General features: G+C 66.3%; 13 protein-coding genes. 9 read left to right on the forward strand and 4 right to left on the reverse strand.

Annotated elements, in window-relative coordinates; translation table 11 throughout:
- Positions 1 to 175: 175 nt before the first annotated feature.
- From JX552_RS30425 to JX552_RS30435, 3 genes are all read right to left on the reverse strand, one after another.
- Positions 176 to 1,642 carry a glutamate synthase subunit beta gene (locus tag JX552_RS30425; protein ID WP_205875481.1) on the reverse strand — a complete coding sequence of 489 codons (1,467 nt, stop codon included), beginning with the start codon at positions 1,640 to 1,642 and terminating at the stop codon, positions 176 to 178.
- Positions 1,635 to 6,227 (reverse strand): glutamate synthase large subunit, encoded by a 4,593-nt coding sequence (gltB, locus tag JX552_RS30430; RefSeq protein WP_205875482.1) that lies wholly within the window; start codon positions 6,225 to 6,227, stop codon positions 1,635 to 1,637. The genes JX552_RS30425 and gltB overlap by 8 nt, the downstream gene beginning before the upstream one ends.
- 602 nt (positions 6,228 to 6,829) lie before the next feature.
- The gene (locus tag JX552_RS30435; protein WP_205875483.1) at positions 6,830 to 7,126 is read right to left on the reverse strand and encodes a hypothetical protein; all 297 of its coding nucleotides are present in this window, start codon (positions 7,124 to 7,126) and stop codon (positions 6,830 to 6,832) included.
- Between the two features lie 37 nt (positions 7,127 to 7,163).
- Here JX552_RS30435 and JX552_RS30440 point away from each other — a divergent pair, with 37 nt between their 5' ends.
- Positions 7,164 to 8,210 (forward strand): MinD/ParA family ATP-binding protein, encoded by a 1,047-nt coding sequence (locus tag JX552_RS30440; protein ID WP_205875484.1) that lies wholly within the window; start codon positions 7,164 to 7,166, stop codon positions 8,208 to 8,210.
- Between the two features lie 123 nt (positions 8,211 to 8,333).
- Here the strand turns inward: JX552_RS30440 and JX552_RS30445 are convergent, their stop codons facing one another.
- Positions 8,334 to 8,624, reverse strand: coding sequence for a WhiB family transcriptional regulator (locus JX552_RS30445; protein ID WP_205875485.1), 291 nt, complete (start codon positions 8,622 to 8,624; stop codon positions 8,334 to 8,336).
- 445 nt (positions 8,625 to 9,069) lie between these two features.
- Here JX552_RS30445 and JX552_RS30450 point away from each other — a divergent pair, with 445 nt between their 5' ends.
- The 8 genes from JX552_RS30450 to eccCa all read left to right on the forward strand — a co-directional run bounded on the left by JX552_RS30450 (position 9,070) and on the right by eccCa (position 19,089).
- The gene (locus tag JX552_RS30450; protein WP_205878768.1) at positions 9,070 to 10,170 is read left to right on the forward strand and encodes an FHA domain-containing protein; all 1,101 of its coding nucleotides are present in this window, start codon (positions 9,070 to 9,072) and stop codon (positions 10,168 to 10,170) included.
- 238 nt (positions 10,171 to 10,408) lie between these two features.
- Positions 10,409 to 11,776: an EspA/EspE family type VII secretion system effector gene (locus JX552_RS30455; protein ID WP_205875486.1), complete on the forward strand. Its 1,368-nt coding sequence runs from the start codon at positions 10,409 to 10,411 to the stop codon at positions 11,774 to 11,776.
- 89 nt (positions 11,777 to 11,865) lie between these two features.
- Complete coding sequence (locus JX552_RS30460; protein WP_205875487.1) at positions 11,866 to 12,177, forward strand: ESX-1 secretion-associated protein; 312 nt, start codon at positions 11,866 to 11,868, stop codon at positions 12,175 to 12,177.
- Between the two features lie 2 nt (positions 12,178 to 12,179).
- On the forward strand, positions 12,180 to 13,034 hold the full coding sequence (locus tag JX552_RS30465; RefSeq protein WP_205875488.1) for an ESX secretion-associated protein EspG: 855 nt from the start codon (positions 12,180 to 12,182) through the stop codon (positions 13,032 to 13,034).
- Between the two features lie 38 nt (positions 13,035 to 13,072).
- Complete coding sequence (locus JX552_RS30470) at positions 13,073 to 13,627, forward strand: DUF2694 domain-containing protein (RefSeq protein ID WP_205875489.1); 555 nt, start codon at positions 13,073 to 13,075, stop codon at positions 13,625 to 13,627.
- Positions 13,624 to 15,345 (forward strand): type VII secretion AAA-ATPase EccA, encoded by a 1,722-nt coding sequence (eccA, locus tag JX552_RS30475; protein ID WP_205875490.1) that lies wholly within the window; start codon positions 13,624 to 13,626, stop codon positions 15,343 to 15,345. The genes JX552_RS30470 and eccA overlap by 4 nt, the downstream gene beginning before the upstream one ends.
- Before the next feature lie 3 nt (positions 15,346 to 15,348).
- Positions 15,349 to 16,794, forward strand: a complete 1,446-nt coding sequence (eccB, locus tag JX552_RS30480) for a type VII secretion protein EccB (RefSeq protein WP_205875491.1) — start codon at positions 15,349 to 15,351, stop codon at positions 16,792 to 16,794.
- A 30-nt stretch (positions 16,795 to 16,824) separates the two neighbouring features.
- Positions 16,825 to 19,089, forward strand: coding sequence for a type VII secretion protein EccCa (eccCa, locus tag JX552_RS30485; RefSeq protein ID WP_205875492.1), 2,265 nt, complete (start codon positions 16,825 to 16,827; stop codon positions 19,087 to 19,089).
- The last annotated feature ends 91 nt before the right edge of the window (positions 19,090 to 19,180 follow it).

Here is a 19,180-nt window from a genome sequence, read left to right on the forward strand (position 1 = left end):
TTCATGTGCACGGTGATCACTCCTGCGATCGAACTAACGCAACCGTGGCTCCTAGGCGGCCCGAGCGTGCCTCTGTGTGACGGAGCCCACAGGAAGTTATTAGACACCCCCGCTCTGGCAAACCTTCGGCGGCGCGCCGAAGGTTTATCAAATGTTTCAGATGTGACTGGTGTGGTTACGTCAGCGGCGCCGCGGTGGGCTTGATCGGCGCCGGCAGGGCGCTGGCACCCATCAGGTGGCGGTCCACCGCCGCGGCCGCGGAGCGGCCTTCGGCAATCGCCCAGACGATCAGCGACTGGCCACGCCCCATGTCGCCGGCGACGAACACGCCGGGAACGGAGGTCTCGTAGTCATCGCCCCGTGCCACGTTTCCGCGCTCGGTGAATTTCACCCCCAGCTCGGTGAGCAAGCCGGGCTTCTCCGGCCCGACGAATCCCATCGCCAGCAACACCAGGTCGGCCTCCAACTCGAAGTCGGTGCCCTCGACCTTGACGAACTTCCCGTCCTGCATCGTCACTTCGTGGACCTTCAGCGCCGTCACTCGCCCGTCCTCGCCGAGGAACTCCTCGGTGTTGACCGAGAACACCCGCTCACCGCCCTCCTCGTGCGCCGAGGCAATGCGGTACATCAGCGGGTAGGTCGGCCACGGGGTGGACGCGGCGCGGGTCTCCGGCGGCCGGGGCATGATCTCGAACTGGTGGATGCGGGCCGCGCCCTGACGGTGCGCGGTGCCCAGGCAGTCCGCTCCGGTGTCACCACCGCCGATGATCACGACCTTTTTGCCTTTGGCGGTGATCGGCGGCTCGCCGTCCTGCCCCACCACGTCGTCACCTTCCTGGACCCGGTTGCCCCAGGGCAGGTACTCCATCGCCTGGTGGATGCCGTCGAGATCGCGACCCGGAATCGGCAGCTCGCGCCACGCGGTGGCACCCCCGGCCAGCACGATGGCGTCGAAGTCGGCCAGCAACTGCTCGGCGGTGATGTCCTCGCCGACGTTCACACCGGCTCGGAACTGGGTGCCCTCGGCGGTCATCTGCGCCAGCCGGCGGTCCAGCACCCGCTTTTCCATCTTGAACTCCGGGATGCCGTACCGCAGCAGTCCGCCAATCCGGTCCTCTCGCTCGAAGACCGTGACCTGGTGTCCGGCACGCGTAAGTTGTTGCGCCGCGGCCAGACCGGCCGGGCCCGAGCCCACCACGGCCACCGTCTTTCCGGTGTCGCAGTGCGGCAGTACGGGTTCCACCCACCCTTCGTCGAATGCTTTGTCGATGATCTCGAGCTCGATCTGCTTGATCGTCACCGGATCCTGGTTGATCCCCAGTACGCAGGCCGGCTCACACGGTGCCGGACACAGCCGGCCGGTGAAGTCGGGAAAGTTGTTGGTCGCGTGCAGCCGCTCGATCGCTTCACGGAAACGGCCCCGGCGCACCAGGTCATTCCATTCCGGAATCAGGTTGCCCAGCGGACAGCCGTTGTGGCAGAAGGGGATACCGCAGTCCATGCAGCGGGTCGCCTGCTCGCGCAGGGTCTCGGTGTCGAAGTCTTCGTAGACCTCTTTCCAATCCTTGAGCCGCAAGGGAACAGGCCGCCGTTGCGGCAACTCCCGGTGGGTGTACTTCAGAAAGCCAGTTGGATCAGCCATGTGCCGCCGCCATAATCGCCTTATCGACATCGGTGCCATCGCGTTCGGCGTCAGCGATCGCCTGCAGCACCTTCTTGTAGTCACGCGGCATCACCTTCACGAAGTGCCGCTGCTGGTTACGCCAATCGGCCAGAATACGTTTGCCGACAGCAGAATCGGTGGCGTCGACGTGTGCCGTGACGATGCCGTGCAGGAACTCCGCGTCGTCGGAGTCCAGTGCCTCGGCGTCCACCATCTCGATGTTGAGGTTGTTGGGCAGTTGCTCGTCGGGGTCATAGACGTAGGCCACACCACCGGACATGCCCGCGGCGAAGTTGCGCCCCGTGCTGCCCAGGATGACCACCCGGCCACCGGTCATGTATTCACACCCATGGTCACCCACACCCTCGACCACCGCGTGTGCTCCGGAGTTGCGCACCGCGAACCGCTCGCCGACCACGCCACGCAGGTAGACCTCGCCGCTGGTGGCGCCGAACAGAATGACGTTGCCGCCGATGATGTTGTCCTCGGCGACATAGCCTTCCGGCGCATTGTCGGAGGGCCGCACCACGATCCGGCCGCCGGACAGGCCCTTGCCCACATAGTCGTTGGCGTCGCCGTAGATACGCAGGGTGATGCCTTGGGGCACGAAGGCGCCGAAGCTGTTGCCCGCCGATCCCTCGAACGTGATGTCGATGGTGCCGTCCGGCAACCCCTGTCCGCCATAAGCCTTCGTCACCTCATGGCCGAGCATGGTGCCGACGGTGCGGTTGACGTTGCTGATCGTGGTCGAGAACCGCACCGGCTTCTGGGAATCCAGCGCCTCGCGGCTCATCACGATCAACTGCTGGTCGAGCGCCTTGTCCAAGCCGTGATCCTGCCGCGAACTGCAGTACAGATCCTGGTTCATGAACGCCGACTCCGGTTCGTGCAGCACCGGAGCCAGGTCCAGGCGATGCGCTTTCCAGTGTGCGCGCGCCAGCGTGGTGTCCAGCGCGCCAGCCTGCCCGACCGCCTCGTTGACGGTGCGGAAGCCCAACTGCGCCATGTACTCTCGCATTTCTTCGGCGATGAACATGAAGAAGTTCTCGACGAATTCCGGCTTACCGGCGAACCGTTCCCGCAGCAGCGGGTTCTGGGTGGCCACCCCGACGGGGCAGGTGTCCAGGTGACAAACCCGCATCATGATGCAGCCGGCCACCACCAACGGCGCGGTGGCGAAACCGAATTCCTCGGCACCGAGCAGCGTCGCGATCATGACGTCACGGCCGGTCTTGAGCTGGCCGTCCACCTGGACGACAATGCGGTCACGTAAACCGTTGAGCAACAAGGTCTGCTGCGTCTCGGCCAGCCCCAGCTCCCAGGGCGCGCCCGCGTGCTTCATCGACGTCAGCGGCGTCGCGCCGGTGCCGCCGTCGTGACCGGAGATGAGCACCACGTCGGCGTGCGCCTTGGACACACCGGCGGCCACCGTCCCGACCCCGTTCTCGGACACCAGCTTGACGTGCACGCGCGCGGATGGGTTGGCATTCTTCAGATCGTGGATCAGCTGCGCGAGATCCTCGATCGAGTAGATGTCGTGGTGCGGCGGCGGTGAGATCAACCCGACGCCAGGTGTGGAATGCCGCACCGAGGCCACCCACGGATACACCTTGTGACCCGGAAGCTGGCCGCCTTCACCAGGTTTGGCGCCCTGGGCCATCTTGATCTGGATGTCCGTGCAGTTGGTCAGGTAGTGCGACGTGACACCGAAGCGACCCGAGGCCACCTGCTTGATCGCGCTGCGCCGCCAGTCGCCGTTCGGGTCGGCGTCGAACCGCTTGACGTCTTCGCCGCCCTCACCGCTGTTTGATCGGGCACCCAACCGGTTCATCGCGATGGCCAGCGTCTCGTGTGCTTCGGCAGAGATGGAGCCGTAGCTCATCGCTCCGGTGGAGAAGCGCTTGACGATCTCGCTGGCCGGCTCGACCTCCTCGATCGGCACCGGCGGCCGCAGGCCGGCACGGAATTTGAGCAACCCGCGCAGGGAGGCCATTCGCTCGCTCTGGTCATCGACCAGCTGGGTGTACTCCTTGAAGATCTTGTACTGACCGGTGCGGGTGGAGTGCTGCAGCTTGAAGACGGTCTCCGGGTTGAACAGGTGGTACTCGCCCTCGCGGCGCCACTGGTACTCCCCACCCACCTCGAGCTCGCGGTGCGCCCGCTCGTCCGGCCGGTCCAGATAAGCGAGGGCGTGCCGCGCCGCGACGTCGGCCGCAATGTCATCCAGGGTGATACCGCCAGTGGGACAAGCCAACCCGGTGAAGTACTCGTCCAGCACGTCTTCGGAGATACCGACGGCCTGGAAAAGCTGCGCGCCGGTGTAGGAGGCCAGCGTCGAGATGCCCATCTTGGACATCACCTTCAGCACACCCTTACCCGCGGCCTTGACGTAGTTGTTCAGCGCCTTGCTGCGTTCGATGCCGTCCCCGACATCCAAGACATTGCGGTCGAGCATGTCCTCGATCGACTCGAACGCCAGGTAGGGGTTGATCGCGGCCGCGCCGCACCCGATCAGCAAGGCCATGTGGTGCACCTCGCGGGCATCGCCCGACTCGACCACCAGGCCCACGTGAGTACGCGTGCGATCGCGAACCAGGTGGTGGTGCACACCCGAGACCGCCAGCAGCGACGGAATGGGCGCCATCGTCTGGTCGGAGTTGCGGTCGGACAGGATGATCAGCCGCGCCCCGTCGGCGATCGCCGCCGACGCTTGCGCTCGCACGTCATCCAGCGCGGCCGCCAGCCCGGCGCCGCCCTCGGCGACCGGGTACAGGCAGTGAATCACCTTGGACCGCATGCCATGTGGCCGTCCGTTGACCTCGTCCTCGGGATTGAGGTTGATCAGCTTGGCCAGCTCGAAGTTGCGCAGGATCGGCTGGGGCAGCGAGATCTGGTGACAGGAGTACTCATCCGGGTTGAGCAGGTCGCGCTCCCCGCCGGTAGTGCCCTGCAAGCTGGTGACCACCTCTTCACGGATGGCGTCCAGTGGCGGATTGGTCACCTGGGCAAACAGCTGGTGGAAGTAGTCGAAAAGCATCCGGGGACGCTTGGACAGCACTGCGATCGGCGTGTCGGTGCCCATCGACCCGAGCGGCTCCGCGCCGGTGCGGGCCATCGGAGCCACCAGCAGGTTGAGTTCCTCGTAGGTGTAACCGAATGTCTGTTGCCGCACGACCAGCCGGTGATGCGGCATCCGGACGTACTTGTTGGCGGGCAGCTTGTCCAACGGAACCAACCCGTTGTCGAGCCACTCCTGGTACGGGTGCTCGGCGGCCAGTTCGGCCTTGATCTCCTCGTCGGCGACGATGCGGCCCTGGGTGGTGTCCACCAGGAACATCCGGCCGGGCTGCAGCCGCATCCGCTTGACCACGGTGGACGGGTCCAGGTCCAGCACGCCGGCCTCCGAGGCCATCACAACCAAGCCGTCTTCTGTCACCCAGATCCGGGAGGGCCGCAGGCCGTTGCGGTCCAGCACAGCTCCCACGATGGTGCCGTCGGTGAACGTGATGGACGCCGGGCCGTCCCAGGGCTCCATCAAAGACGCGTGGTACTCGTAGAACGCCCGCCGCGCCGGGTCCATCGACTCATGGCGTTCCCACGCCTCGGGGATCATCATCAGCACCGCGTGGGCCAGACTGCGACCGCCCAGGTGCAGCAACTCGACCACCTCGTCGAAGCGCGCGGTGTCGGAGGCCCCAGGGGTACAGATCGGGTACAGCTTCTCGACGTCCTCGTGCGATCCGAAGATATCGGTCTTGATCAGCGCCTCGCGGGCGCGCATCCAGTTCTCGTTCCCGGTGACGGTGTTGATCTCACCGTTGTGCGCGACGCGGCGGAAGGGGTGCGCCAGCGGCCAGGACGGGAAGGTGTTCGTCGAGAACCGGGAGTGCACGATGCCCAGCGCGCTGGTTATCCGGTTGTCCTGCAGGTCGAGGTAGAAGGCCTTGAGCTGCGGGGTGGTGAGCATGCCCTTGTAGACGAACGTCTGCCCGGACAGGCTCGGGAAGTACACGGTCTCGCGGCCGGGTCCGTCCTGCCCCGGGCCCTTGGTACCGAGTTCGTGCTCGGCCCGCTTGCGGACCACATACGCGCGGCGTTCCAGCGCCATTCCGGAGGCGCCGGCCATGAAGACCTGACGGAAGGTGGGCATCGCGTCACGCGACAGCGCGCCCAGCGAAGAGTCGTCGGTGGGAACGTTGCGCCAGCCGAGCACCTGCAGGCCTTCGGATTCGGCGATCTTCTCGACGGCGGCACACGCTGCGGCGGCGTCCTTGGACGACTGCGGCAGGAACGCGATGCCGGTGGCGTAGCTACCCGCTTCGGGCAGGTCGAAATCCACGACCTCACGCAGGAAAGCGTCCGGGACCTGAATCAGGATGCCCGCGCCGTCGCCACTGCGCGGCTCGGCGCCAGCGGCACCGCGGTGCTCGAGGTTGAGCAGCGCGGTGATGGCCTTGTCCACAATGTCGCGGCTTCGCCGGCCGTGCATGTCGACGACCATGGCCACACCGCATGAATCGTGTTCGTATGCGGGGTTATACAGCCCGACGCGCCTGGGCGTCATTCCCACCTAACCCTTCAGCAGACTTCCTGCACGGCCGCTTTGCGAATCGACGTTCTCCGGTCGTGGGACCGCACCCGAAGGTTGCGGGGCTGAACCCCCTCGGTCTCATCGACTGGCTGTCCGCCAAGCGGAGATAATCCGGTCAGGGATTCGTCCGTGCAGCGTTGAACGGTTGCCCCGTACCTATTTCGACAAGTCGTAAAACGATATGACAAAACCCGCCTGACATGCCAACTTACCAATACTAACCTCTGTGCTGGCAGCTCCGTAAATTCGCTGTTACCAGCGATCGACAGCCTTGCGACCTGACCTGCGACCACGGCAGATCGTCCGGCACTGTGGTGAGGATCGCATGGCGCGGCAGTGGCCGCTGATCCGGTCGGTAGAGTTTGCTGCAAGCGACGTCTACCCGCATCTGCCGTGAATCTAAGAATCACGGCGGACAGTCACACCGGCACCACGGCGCGTCATATGACGTGGCAGCAAAGTCAAGGGAACCGGCGTCGGCGCCGCGGGATGTCATGCCGCCGGCTCCACGGCCACGGCTCGGCTGAGTTTGCGCGCTTCAGACCCGGCTGGCGCGGTCGAGTCGGTGACCGATACTAGACGTCAGCGTCCGGCGTTGGCCGACAGGCCTGTGCACCCGAGGAGCCCATGAACCAGCCCCCAGAATTTCTGCGCAACCGAATGCGCCCTGAGCAACCGGTTTCGCACCCGGTGCCGCCCGCACCCGCGGCCGAGCGGACGCCCCAACCATCGCAGTCTCCGCCGTCGCCGGCCCCCAAGACCACTCCCCCGCCGCCCGCGACCCAAGCGCCGCCAGCGGCTCCCAAGACGCCTCCCCCACCGGCGGCCGCCAAGATCCCGCCCCCCGCGGCCGCCCCACCGGCTCCCTCCACTCCTGCCCCGCCGGTCGCGCCACCACCGCAGCGCGCGATGCGGCCCGTGGCACCTCCACCACCGCACCGGGACGCGCCGCAGCAACCGTCACCACCGCACCAATCCGGTCCACCGCCGCGGCGACCCGCCGGTCCGGCGGGCCCTTGGCCGGGTGCGACGGCCGGCCCGGCCGCCGCTGCCCGGCCCGTCGAGCGCGGCTGGCGACGTATGGTCCGGGCCGCGACGTTCGGCCTGGTCAAGCCGGGCCCGTCCGCGGCGCAACGCGACGCGGCGCAGTTCGAGACGACGATCCGAACTCCGCTGCGTGGCAACCACAAGGTCGGCGTCCTCGGCAAGGGCGGCGTAGGCAAGACGTCGGTGGCCGCCAGCGTGGGCTCGATCCTGGCCGAACTGCGTCAGCAGGACCGCGTCGTGGCCATCGACGCCGACACCGCGTTCGGCCGACTCAGCAGCAGGATCGATCCCCGGACCACCGGTTCGTTCTGGGAATTGACCGCGGACAAGAATCAGCAGTCCTTTGCCGACGTGACCTCTCGGATCGGCAGGAACTCCACCGGGCTCTACGTGCTGGGCGGCGAACCCGTGTCTGGTCCGCGCCGGGTGCTCGATCCGGCGATCTACCGCGAGGCCGCGTTGCGGCTGGATCGGCATTTCGCGATCTCGGTCATCGACTGCGGATCGACGATGGACGCCGCGGTCACCCGCGAGGTGCTGCGTGATCTGGATGCTCTGATCGTGGTCTCCTCGCCGTGGGCGGACGGCGCCGCGGCCGCCGCCAAGACGGTCGAGTGGTTGTCGGATCACGACCTCGGCAATCTGCTGCAACGCAGCGTCGTCGTCCTGAACGATTCCGACGGCCACGCCGACAAGCGAACCCGCTCGCTACTGGCTCGTGAGTTCATCGACCACGGGCAACCGGTCGTCGAGGTGCCGTTCGATCCGCACTTGCGACCGGGTGGTGTCATCGACGTCACCCACGAGATGGCACCGGCGACGCGGCTGAAGTTTCTGCAGGTAGCGGCGACCATCACCGGATACTTCGCCTCCCGTGCCGAAGGGCCGCGCGGCCACACGCCGGCTTGACCCGGTCGGGCGCGCCGGCCGTGCTGCGCTGCGCTGCGATCGGATTGAAACGACGCAGGCGCCGAACACAAGACAGCGCGAGAAATCGAAGGATTTCTCGCGCTGTTCGACGCGGTTCGCGGCTCACGCCGACTGGGCAGTCACCCGCTCACGCACGGCGAAGCCGTTGCGCTCGGCCAGAGACCGCAGCTGAGCGAGGGCGAACGCCCGTGGGCGACCCGAGTCGGGAATGACCACACCGGCCCAAAGGCCCTCAGCGCCAGGAGATTCCACGGCTTCCTTGGCGCACAGCCAGCGGCGCGGGCAGGCCCGGCACAACGTCTTGGCCTCGTCATCAGGGGTCGTCGTCCAACGGTCGGGGTCTTGCGTGCACACGCCCAGCTGCGGGATCTCGTAAAGAGTTGTTGCGGTCATGTCTCTGCATTCCTCCATAAAGCGTTGCGCGTTCTGTCCCTCTGCCCAGAAGGCTAGCGCACTAACCATCGCAGTGCAACAGTTCGTTCTGCAGCGGTTGACAATGGGTGCTACAGCTTTGCAGCGCGAACGGCGAGCCTACCCACCAAACCTGCGATTAACAGGGTCTATACCCTGTCAATGGGCTGTGTATCGCCTGCTGATCAGCTGGTTTCATCCACAGCTTTTGGACAACATGCTCCCAGCGGAAGCGCTGGCCGCTCTACTAACCGTAGCGGTTGGCCGGTTTGGGCCGGCGCTTGCCGCATCCGCCATCCGCGGGGAAAACGTAGCGAAGGTATAGCAATAGAAGGGTGCAACGGTTAGAATGTTGGTCAGCGAATGGTGTGCCTCATGGCCCTCCGCGCTGCCCGCCCCGACCACCATGAGCGAGGATTCCGCCCTGATGCCCAACGCCGAATCGACGGTGACGCCGGCTGCGCTGGCCGCACTCAGTGGCGTGACGGCCGGTGGGACCGTCCCCGGCTACAGCATCGTGGACATAGGTCGCCGCCACCGGTCCGGTAGGCGCCCCGATGACCAGCGGGCCGCCGGGGCAAACCTGCGGGCGGTGCCCGACGATGGAAAGTGGCGCTTGTCCGACGAGCGCGTCGGCGAGCGCGAGAGCGGTATGTTCGTCGACGGACTGCGTGGAAGCCCGTCCGTCAGCGACAAGAAAGACGTCCCGTTCGGCGATCCCCCTGGAGGCAAGGCGTTGACGTTCGAAGTCGTCAGGCCGACGAATGCGCCTGAAGAGCCCCGTCCGGACGACCTGCCCGCTGACGCCGACCCCGGGGTGGTCCGCGCTGGCGCGGCCGCCGCGGCACGCCGCCGGGAACTCGACATCAGCCAGCGCAGCCTGGCCGCCGACGGCATCATCAACGCCGGAGCGCTCATCTCCTTCGAGAAGGGCCGCAGTTGGCCACGGGAACGGACCCGCGCCAAGCTCGAGGAAGTGCTGCAGTGGCCCGCTGGCACGATCGCCCGGATTCGCGAGGGCGACGCCGCCGCCAATCAGCAGTCGGCGCCGGCGCCGGCTGTCGAGCCTGTCGCCGAGGCACCCTCGGCCGCCGACGGTCCGGCCTCGCTGATCGCCCAGGCCGTAGCCGCCGCCGTCGACACCTGCAGCCTGGCCATCGCCGCGTTGCCCTCCCCGGAGGATCCGGAGTTCACCGAACGGGCGGCACCGATCCTGGCCGACCTGCGCCAGCTCGAGGCGATCGCCGTTCAGGCGACGCGGATCAGTCGAATCACCCCGGAACTCATCAAGGCAATGGGTTCCGTGCGGCGATACCACGACCAATTGATGACCTTGGGCGCCACCGCACCCGGTGCGACCCTGGCACAACGGTTATATGCCGCGCGCCGCCGCGCGAATCTCTCCACGCTGGAAACCGCACAAGCGGCTGGCGTCAGCGAAGAAATGATCGTCAAGGCGGAGGCCGAAGAAGTCTTGCCGGCCGAAACTGCCGCGGCGATCGAAGCACTGATAAGTCAGATCAATTGACATGGAACCCGGGCGGCATCACACGCTGGCGCGCTCGGGTCTGAACGTCCGGGGAAGGCTTGCGCCGCCCGGCCATTCCGCTATGAAGTTGCCCGTGCCGTGCGCCCGAAAAGGCCAGGCGCGCCCGAAAATTCGTGCATCTAGCCCCGCCGGAGCGCTGTTAAGCTCGACATACGGTGCGAAGGTGCATAAACAACTGACCGTGCACACCAACAAGCCAACGTAAGGAATCACGAAAATGTCGGGTAGCGCGATGTGCAAGACCACGAGCAACTTCATCTACGCACAGCTGTTTCTGCTGGGTGAAGGAATTCCCGACCCGGGCGACATTTTCAATGCCGGCTCATCCTTGTTCAAAGGCGTCGCCGACAAGATCGGCCTGGCAATTCCGGGCACCAACTGGATCGGCCAGGCCGCGGATGCCTATTTGAACCAGAACACCGCCCAGCAACTCCGCGCCAAGTTGATGGGTGACATCGACAATCTGACCGGCAACCTGATCTCCAACCAGGCCGAGCACGTTGAGGACACCCGCAGCGTGCTGCGCGCCATGAAGAACATGGTCGACGGCTGCTACAAGGCCTGCAAGAAGCTGGAGAAGGTCTGGCTGATCGGCGATGCCCTGTCGATCGCCATCGCGATCCCGGCCTGCGCGCTCGCGATGGCCGTCACCGGCGGCGCGCTGCTCTACCTGACGATCATGACCGCGATGAACGCGGCCAGCATGATCGGACTGGGCGGACGACTGCTCGACATCCTGACCAACCTCCCGGCCCTCGCGGGTCTGATCCCCGGGATCATCGACGGGATCATCGACACCATCTGGCCGCCGAAGCTGCCGGACATCCCGATCCCCGGCTTCCCCAGCATCCCGGGCCTGCCCGAGTTCACCTGGCCCCCCACCCCCGGCATTCCGGACTTCAACCTGCCGATCCCGGGCCTGCCTGACTTCCAGTGGCCGACCATCCCGGGTCTGCCGGACTTCGGCGGACTCCTCCCGGGCTTCCCCGACTTCGGTGGCGGCGGCGGACTCATTCCGGGCTTCCCCGGCTTCGGTGGCGGCGGCGGACTCATCCCGGGCTTCCCCGGCTTCGGTGGCGGCGGCGGACTCATCCCGGGCTTCCCCGGCTTCGGTGGCGGCGGCGGACTCATCCCCGGTTTCCCTGCGTTGCCGGGGATGCCCAGCATTCCCAACCTGTTCCCCGGCCTGCCGGGCCTCGGCGACCTGTTCCCCGGCGTCGGCAACCTGGGCAAGCTGCCCACCTGGGTCGAATTGGCCGCTCTCCCGGACTTTTTGGGAGGCTTCGCCGGGATGCCGGCGTTGAGTTTCAGCAACCTGCTCAGCTTCGCCCAATTGCCGGGGGTCGGAGAGATCACGTCGACGATGGGCCAGTTGCAGCAGCTCTTGGCGGCGGGCGGCGGTCCGGGACAGCTGGGCAGCATGGCCGGCCAACAGGTCCAGATGGTGTCCTCGCAGGTACAGCAGGTGGGTCAGAAGGACGACCAGTCCGACCAACAGGGCGCCGCGGCCGGCTCCAACGGGGAGCGCGCGCCAGTTCAAGCGGGAGCCGGCGGCCAGCAGGGCCAGCAGGGCACCGTCCTCTGATTGCAAACAGTCGGCCACTAAACGGCCAAACCCATAGCCAGCCAAAGCCGTAGCGAGTAAAAAGTTAGACGTAGAGGAGGGTCTACCCCATGTCCGGAATTCTGGAAGTCGTACCTTCGTTCCTGAAGGTGCTGTCAGGCATGCAGACCGAAATAGCCGGCCAATTCGGAACCGCGACCAACACGGTCAACGGGATCAGCGGCAAAGTCTCGATGACCCACGGTTCGTTCACGTCGAAGTTCAACAATGCGCTTCGCGACGTGGAGACCAACCGCAACAGCACGGGCAAAGGCGTGCAGGGCGTCAGCAATGGCCTGGCCACCAACCTGGTCCAGGCCGCCACCGCGTACCTCAATTCCGACCAGGGGCTCGGCGGCATCATCGACAAGATCTTCGGCTGATCATGACCGGTCCGCTCGCTCCCGGTCGCGCGGGCTTCGCGGGCCCGGTCGACGACGTGGTCGGCGTCGAGGTGACCATCGACGGCATGCTGGTCATCGCCGACCGGTTGCACCTGGTGGATTTCCCCGTAGCCCTTGGGATCCGGCCCAATATTCCGCAAGAGGACCTGCGGGACATCGTTTGGGAGCAAGTCCAGCGCGACCTCACCGCACAGGGCGTCCTGGACCACAACGGGCAGCCCCACCCCGGGGTCGCCAAGATGGTCGAAACGGTCAGCCGGGCGGACCGGACCTTGGAATGCCGGTGGTGGCGCCGCGACCGAGGTGGTGACGCCGGCGGTCTGATGGTGCGATTTGTGGTGTGCCGCAAGGACGATACCCATGTAGTCGCGGCGCGCGACGAGGACATGCTGGTGCTGCAAATGGTGGCGCCGCAGATCGGACTCGCCGGAATGGTGAACACCGTGCTGGGATCGGCCGACCCGGCGAGCGTCGAACCGCTGACCGGCGTCGCCAGCGAACTGGCCGAATGCACGACGGCGGCGCAGCTCATGCGGCACGGCATTTCGGCCACCCAGGCGCGCATCTATACCGAGATCGTCAGCGACCCCACCGGCTGGGTCGAGATCATCGCGACCCAGCGCCACCCCGGCGGTACCACCACCCACACCTCTGCTGCCGCAGGCGTTCTCGACTCCAAGCACGGCCGACTCGTCTCGCTGCCCCGTCGCGTCGGCGGCGAGTTGTACGGCAGCTTCCTTTCCGGCACCCCGCAGAATCTGCAACGTGCCCTGGACAGCTTGCTGGAGCTGCTACCTGCCGGCTCCTGGTTGGATCACGCCCAAGCCTCCGCCTGAGAGGCTGCCTACTTCCGATACGAGAAAGGGACCCGACAGTGGAACTGCCCGGGAACGACTACGACAGCGACGATCTCAGCGCGCTGGACTTCTCCGGCGGCGGCACCGACGTCGAGGAGTCGTCTCTGGACGCGCTGGGCGACTATGCGCCACCAGCCGAGGCCGAGGACAGCGGTACCGAGCTCGATGCCCTGGAGGGGCTGACCGAGCAGGACGAGGAAGAAGAGTTGGCCTTGTTCACAGTGACCAACCCACAGGGGTCGGTCTCGGTGACAGCGCTGATGGACGGCAGGGTTCAGAACATCACCATCACCGACAAGGCGTCCAGCATGTCCGAGCCGGCGCTCGCGGAGGAGATCTTCGTCATCGCCGACCTGGCCCGGCAGAAAGCGCGGGCCGCTCAGCACACCTTCATGGTCGAGAGCATGAGTGAGATCGCCGGCGACAACCCCCAGCAGAGCGCGCTGCTGCACGAGTTCGTCGAGAGCACCCTGCACCTGCCGACACCTGAAGAGGCGGCCGCACGCGAGGCCGAGGTGTTCGCAACCCGGTACGAGGTGGACTACACGGCCCGCTACAACGGTGATAAATGACTGATCGCCTGGCCGGTCTGTTCGACAGTGCCGTCGGCATGCTGCCGTTGTCGGAGGCACGCTCACTCGACCTATTCACCGAGATCACCAATTACGACGAGACGGCCTGCGACGCCTGGGTGGGGCGGATCCGGTGCGGGGACACCGACCGGGTGACGCTGTTCCGCGCCTGGTACTCGCGCCGCAACTTCGGGCAACTTTCCGGTGCCGCCCAGATCTCGATGAGCACCCTGAACGCGCGGGTCCCCATCGGTGGGATCTACGGCGACATCACCTACCCGATCACCTCCCCGCTGGCAGTCACCATGGGCTTCGCGTCGTCGGAAGCCGCGCAGGGCAACTACGCCGACGCGCTGGAAGCCATGGACGCCAGCGCGGTGTCGGGCTCCGAGCATCTGGTCTCCTGGCTCAAGGCGGTCATCTACGGCGCCGCGGAACGGTGGACCGACGTGATCGACGAGGTCAAGGGCGCCGGGAAATGGCCGGACAAGTTCCTCACCGGTGCCGCCGGCGTCGCACACGGCGTCGCCGCCGCCAACCTCGGGCTGTTCACCGAAGCCGAACGCCGACTCACCGAAGCCAACGACTCACCGGCCGGCGAGGCCTGCGCAAGGGCCATCGCCTGGTTCCTGGCGATGGCGCGGCGCAGCCAGGGCAACGAGGATGCCGCCGTCGCGCTGCTGGAATGGTTGCAGACCACCCATCCGGAGCCGAAAGTGTCTGCGGCGCTGAAGGACCCGTCGTACCGGTTGAAGACGACGACGGCTGAGCAGATTACCTCCCGGTCGGATCCGTGGGATCCGGGCAGTGTGGTGACCGACAACTCCGCGCGCGACCGGCTGCTGGAGGAAGCCCAGGCCGAGCTGCAACGCCAGATCGGGCTCAGCCGGGTCAAGACGCAGATCGAGCGCTACCGGGCGGCCACGCTGATGGCACGGGTTCGCGCCGCCAAGGGCATGAAGGTCGCCCAGCCCAGTAAGCACATGATTTTCACCGGCCCCCCCGGCACCGGGAAGACGACGATCGCCCGCGTGGTGGCCAACATCCTGGCCGGGCTGGGCGTCATCGCCGAACCGAAACTCGTCGAGACGTCCCGCAAGGATTTCGTCGCCGAGTACGAGGGGCAGTCCGCGGTCAAGACCGCCAAGACGATCGATGCCGCGCTGGGCGGTGTGCTGTTCATCGACGAGGCCTATGCGCTGGTCCAAGAACGGGATGGGCGCACCGACCCGTTCGGGCAGGAGGCGATGGACACCCTGCTGGCCCGGATGGAGAACGACCGTGACCGGTTGGTGGTGATCATCGCCGGCTACAGCAACGACATCGACCGGCTGCTGGAGACCAACGAGGGTCTGCGCTCCCGCTTCGCCACCCGTATCGAGTTCGACACCTACAGCCCCGAAGAAATTCTCGAGATCGCCAGAGTCATTGCCGCTGCCAATGATTCGACGCTGAGCCCGCAGGCCTCCGACGAACTGCTGGGCGCGGCGAAGACACTGCACGACCGGACGCTGCGCGGCCGCCCGGCCCTGGACATCGCCGGGAACGGCCGCTACGCGCGGCAATTGGTCGAAGCCGCCGAGCAGAGCCGCGATATGCGTTTGGCTCAGGGTCTCGACATCGAGGCTCTCGACGTGGACCGTCTACAGGAGATCAACGGCACGGACATGGCCGAGGCGATCGCCGCGGTTCATGCACACCTCAACATGAGAGAGTGAGACATGGGGCTTCGCCTGACCACCAAGGTTCAGGTTAGCGGCTGGCGATTCCTGCTTCGCCGAGTCGAGCACGCCATCGTGCGGCGCGACACCCGCATGTTCGACGATCCCCTTCAGTTCTACAGCCGCTCGGTGTGGCTCGGTGTGGTCATCGCCGTCATCGTCTTGGCGGGCGCCGGACTGTTGGCGTTCTTCAAACCCCAGGGCAAACTCGGCGGCACCACGCTGCTCACCGATCGTGCGACCAACGAGCTGTACGTGATCATCTCGGGACAACTGCACCCGGTCTACAACCTGACCTCCGCGCGACTGGTGCTGGGCAGCCCGTCGAGTCCGGCCACCGTGAAGTCTTCCGAACTGAGCAAGCTACCCCTCGGCCAGACACTCGGAATACCGGGTGCGCCCTACGCCACTCCGGTAGCCGGCGGCAGCGCCTCGATCTGGACATTGTGTGACACCGTTGCCCGGGCCGACACCGCGTCCCCGGCGATCCAGACCTCGGTGATCGCGATGCCGCTGCAGATCGACCCCTCGATCGACCCGGTCGAGTCCAACGAGGCCATGCTGGCGAGCTATCAGGGCCAGGAATGGATCGTCACCGAAAAGGGTCGCCACTCCATCGATCTCGCTGATCGCGCGCTGACGTCGGCGATGGGCATACCAGTCACCGCCAAGGCGGTTCCCATCTCCGAGGGCATGTTCAACGCTTTGCCCAGCCAGGGGGCCTGGCAACTGCCCCCGATACCCTTTGCTGGCGCGCCCAACAGCCTCGGCCTGTCGGACGATCTGGTGATCGGTTCGGTATTCCAGATCCACGCCGAAAAGGGCCCGCAGTACTACGTCGTGTTGCCCGACGGCATCGCCATGGTGAACTCGACCACCGCAGCGGCCCTGCGCGCCACCCAATCTCACGGTCTGGTCGCGCCCCCCGCGGTGGTGCCGAGCCTGGTCGTGCGGATACCGGAACGGGTGTACCCCTCGCCGCTGCCGAACGAGCCGCTGAAGATCTTGTCGCGACCGGACGAACCGACACTGTGCTGGAGCTGGGAACGCTCGGCCGGTGACCAGGCACCCAAGACCACCGTCCTGTCCGGGCGTCACCTCCCGATCCCGGCGTCGTTGATGAACAACGGAATCAAGCAAATCCAGGGCAGCGCAACGGTTTACATTGACGGCGGTAAGTTCGTGCAGCTGCAGTCGCCGGACCCGCGGTACGGCGAATCGATGTACTACATCGACCCGGAGGGAGTGCGCTACGGGGTGCCGAACGCCGATTCGGCCAAGGCGCTGGGTCTGAGTGGGCCGAAAACCGCGCCGTGGGAAATCATCCGGCTGCTGGTGGACGGCCCGGTGCTCTCCAAGGAGGCGGCGATGCTCGAGCACGAGACGCTGCCCGCCGACCCGACCCCGCGAAAGGTCCCGGGCGGCACACCCGGAGCGCCGCAATGACATCGCAACGATGACGACATTGGACGAACGATGACAACGAAGAAGTTCACCCCGACGATCACCCGCGGACCGCGACTGACGCCGGGCGAGATCAGCCTCACCCCGCCGGATGACCTCGGCGTCGACATCCCGCCCTCGGGCGTCCAGAAGGCGCTTCCCTATGTGATGGGTGGAGCGATGGTCGGCATGATCGCGATCATGCTGGCCGGCGGCACCAAGCAGCTGTCGCCCTACATGCTGATGATGCCGCTGATGATGGTCGTGATGATGGTCGGTGGCATGGCCGGCGGCACCGGCGGCGGCGGCAAGAAGGTGCCGGAGATCAACGCCGACCGCAAGGAATACCTGCGCTACCTGGCCGGGCTGCGTGGCCGGGTGACCTCCTCGGCCACCTCTCAGGTCGCCTTCTTCAGCTACCACGCACCGCATCCGGACGATCTGCTGTCGATCGTCGGGACGCAACGACAGTGGTCGCGCCCGGCCAACAGCGACTTCTACGCGGCCACCCGCATCGGGATCGGCGACCAGCCGGCGGTGGACCGTCTGCTGAAGCCCGCCGTCGGCGGTGAACTCGCGGCCTCGGCGGCGGCGCCGCAGCCGTATCTGGAGCCGGTCAGCCATATGTGGGTGGTCAAGTTCCTGCGCACCCACGGCCTTATTCACGACTGCCCGAAACTGCTTCAGCTGCGCACCTTTCCGACGATCGCGCTGGGTGGTCACCGGCCCAATGCCGACCGGATGCTGGCCGCGATGATCTGCCACCTGGCGGTTTTTCATCCACCGGACCTGCTGCAGATCCGGGTGCTCACCGAGAACCCGGATGACCCCGACTGGTCCTGGCTCAAATGGCTCCCGCACGTTCAGCACCAGACCGAAACCGACGCCGCGGGGCCGGTCCGGATGATCTACACCCGGCCGGACGGCCTGGCCGATCTGGCCGCCCGCGGTCCGCACGCACCCGACACCCTGCCCACCGGGCCCTATGTCGTCGTCGTCGACCTCACCGGCGGCAAGGCCGGTTTCCCACCCGACGGGCGGGCCGGCGTCACGGTGGTCACCCTGGGCAACCACCGCGGGTCGGCCTACCGCATCCGGGCCAACGAGGACGGGTCCGCCGAAGACCGGCTGCCCGGCCAGCAGTTCCGGTTGGTGACCTCGACCGCGGACAGCATGACGCCGCTGGAAGCCACCCGCGTCGCGCGCAAACTGGCCGGCTGGTCCATCACCGGCACCATTCTCGACAAGACGCAGCGGGTGCAGAAGAAGGTCGTCACCGAGTGGCACCAGATGGTCGGCGCCAAGAGCGTCGAGGAGATCGTGCCCAGCCGCTGGCGGATGTACACCGACACCGACCGGGACCGCCTCAAGATCCCGTTCGGTCACGAGCTCAAGACCGGCAACATCATGTATCTCGACATCAAGGAGGGTGCGGAGTTCGGCGCCGGACCGCACGGCATGCTGATCGGCACCACGGGGTCGGGCAAGTCCGAATTCCTGCGCACCCTGATCCTGTCTTTGGTCGCCATGACGCACCCCGATCAGGTCAACCTGCTGCTCACCGACTTCAAGGGCGGTTCGACGTTCCTGGGCATGGAGAAGCTTCCGCATACCGCCGCCGTCGTCACCAACATGGCCGAGGAAGCCGAACTGGTCAGCCGCATGGGTGAAGTGCTGACCGGCGAACTCGACCGGCGTCAGAACATCCTTCGGCAGGCCGGTATGCAGGTCGGTGCCGCCGGTGCCCTGTCCGGTGTCGCCGAATACGAGAAGTACCGCGAGCGTGGGGCCGACTTGGCGCCATTGCCAACGCTTTTCGTGGTGGTCGACGAGTTCGCCGAACTATTGCAGAGCCACCCGGACTTCATCGGGCTGTTCGACCGGATCTGCCGGGTGGGCCGGTCGCTTCGGGTGCATCTGCTTCTAGCCACCCAGTCGCTGCAGACCGGCGGTGCCCGCATCGACAAACTCGAACCCAACCTGACTTACCGAATCGCGCTGCGTACCACCAGCTCTCACGAGTCCAAGGCGGTCATCGGGACGCCGGAGGCGCAGTACATCACCAATAAGGAAAGCGGCGTCGGATTCCTGCGAGTCGGCATGGAGGACCCGGTGAAGTTCAGCACCTTCTACATCGGGGGCCCCTACATCCCGCCAGCGAAGGCCCAAACCAACGGTGACGGCAGTAAGCGCAGCGGTCAGGCCGTCAAGCAATCCGTGAAGATCCACCAGTTCACCGCAGCTCCGGTAATCGAGGCGGCAACACCCCCGAACGGTGACGGAGCGCTGATTCCATGACCGCCGGCGACGGTGCGGTGGGGGCACGCCCCCGCAAGTGGGAGGTACCCCCACCCGCTTGCGGAGGACGCAGCGATCAGGAGGAGCGGCG

The sequence above is a fragment of the Mycobacterium gordonae genome, assembly GCF_017086405.1.
GTDB lineage: Bacteria > Actinomycetota > Actinomycetes > Mycobacteriales > Mycobacteriaceae > Mycobacterium > Mycobacterium gordonae_D.

Bases quoted from the DNA above. Each gene is read 5' to 3' on its own strand.
- JX552_RS30445 (WP_205875485.1), bottom strand. From the start codon at position 8,624: ATGACCGCAACAACTCTTTACGAGATCCCGCAGCTGGGCGTGTGCACG.
- JX552_RS30450 (WP_205878768.1), top strand. From the start codon at position 9,070: ATGCCCAACGCCGAATCGACGGTGACGCCGGCTGCGCTGGCCGCACTC.
- JX552_RS30465 (WP_205875488.1), top strand. From the start codon at position 12,180: ATGACCGGTCCGCTCGCTCCCGGTCGCGCGGGCTTCGCGGGCCCGGTC.
- eccB (WP_205875491.1), top strand. From the start codon at position 15,349: ATGGGGCTTCGCCTGACCACCAAGGTTCAGGTTAGCGGCTGGCGATTC.
- eccCa (WP_205875492.1), top strand. From the start codon at position 16,825: ATGACAACGAAGAAGTTCACCCCGACGATCACCCGCGGACCGCGACTG.
- JX552_RS30455 (WP_205875486.1), top strand. From the start codon at position 10,409: ATGTCGGGTAGCGCGATGTGCAAGACCACGAGCAACTTCATCTACGCA.
- JX552_RS30460 (WP_205875487.1), top strand. From the start codon at position 11,866: ATGTCCGGAATTCTGGAAGTCGTACCTTCGTTCCTGAAGGTGCTGTCA.
- gltB (WP_205875482.1), bottom strand. From the start codon at position 6,227: ATGACGCCCAGGCGCGTCGGGCTGTATAACCCCGCATACGAACACGAT.
- eccA (WP_205875490.1), top strand. From the start codon at position 13,624: ATGACTGATCGCCTGGCCGGTCTGTTCGACAGTGCCGTCGGCATGCTG.
- JX552_RS30440 (WP_205875484.1), top strand. From the start codon at position 7,164: ATGCGGCCCGTGGCACCTCCACCACCGCACCGGGACGCGCCGCAGCAA.
- JX552_RS30425 (WP_205875481.1), bottom strand. From the start codon at position 1,642: ATGGCTGATCCAACTGGCTTTCTGAAGTACACCCACCGGGAGTTGCCG.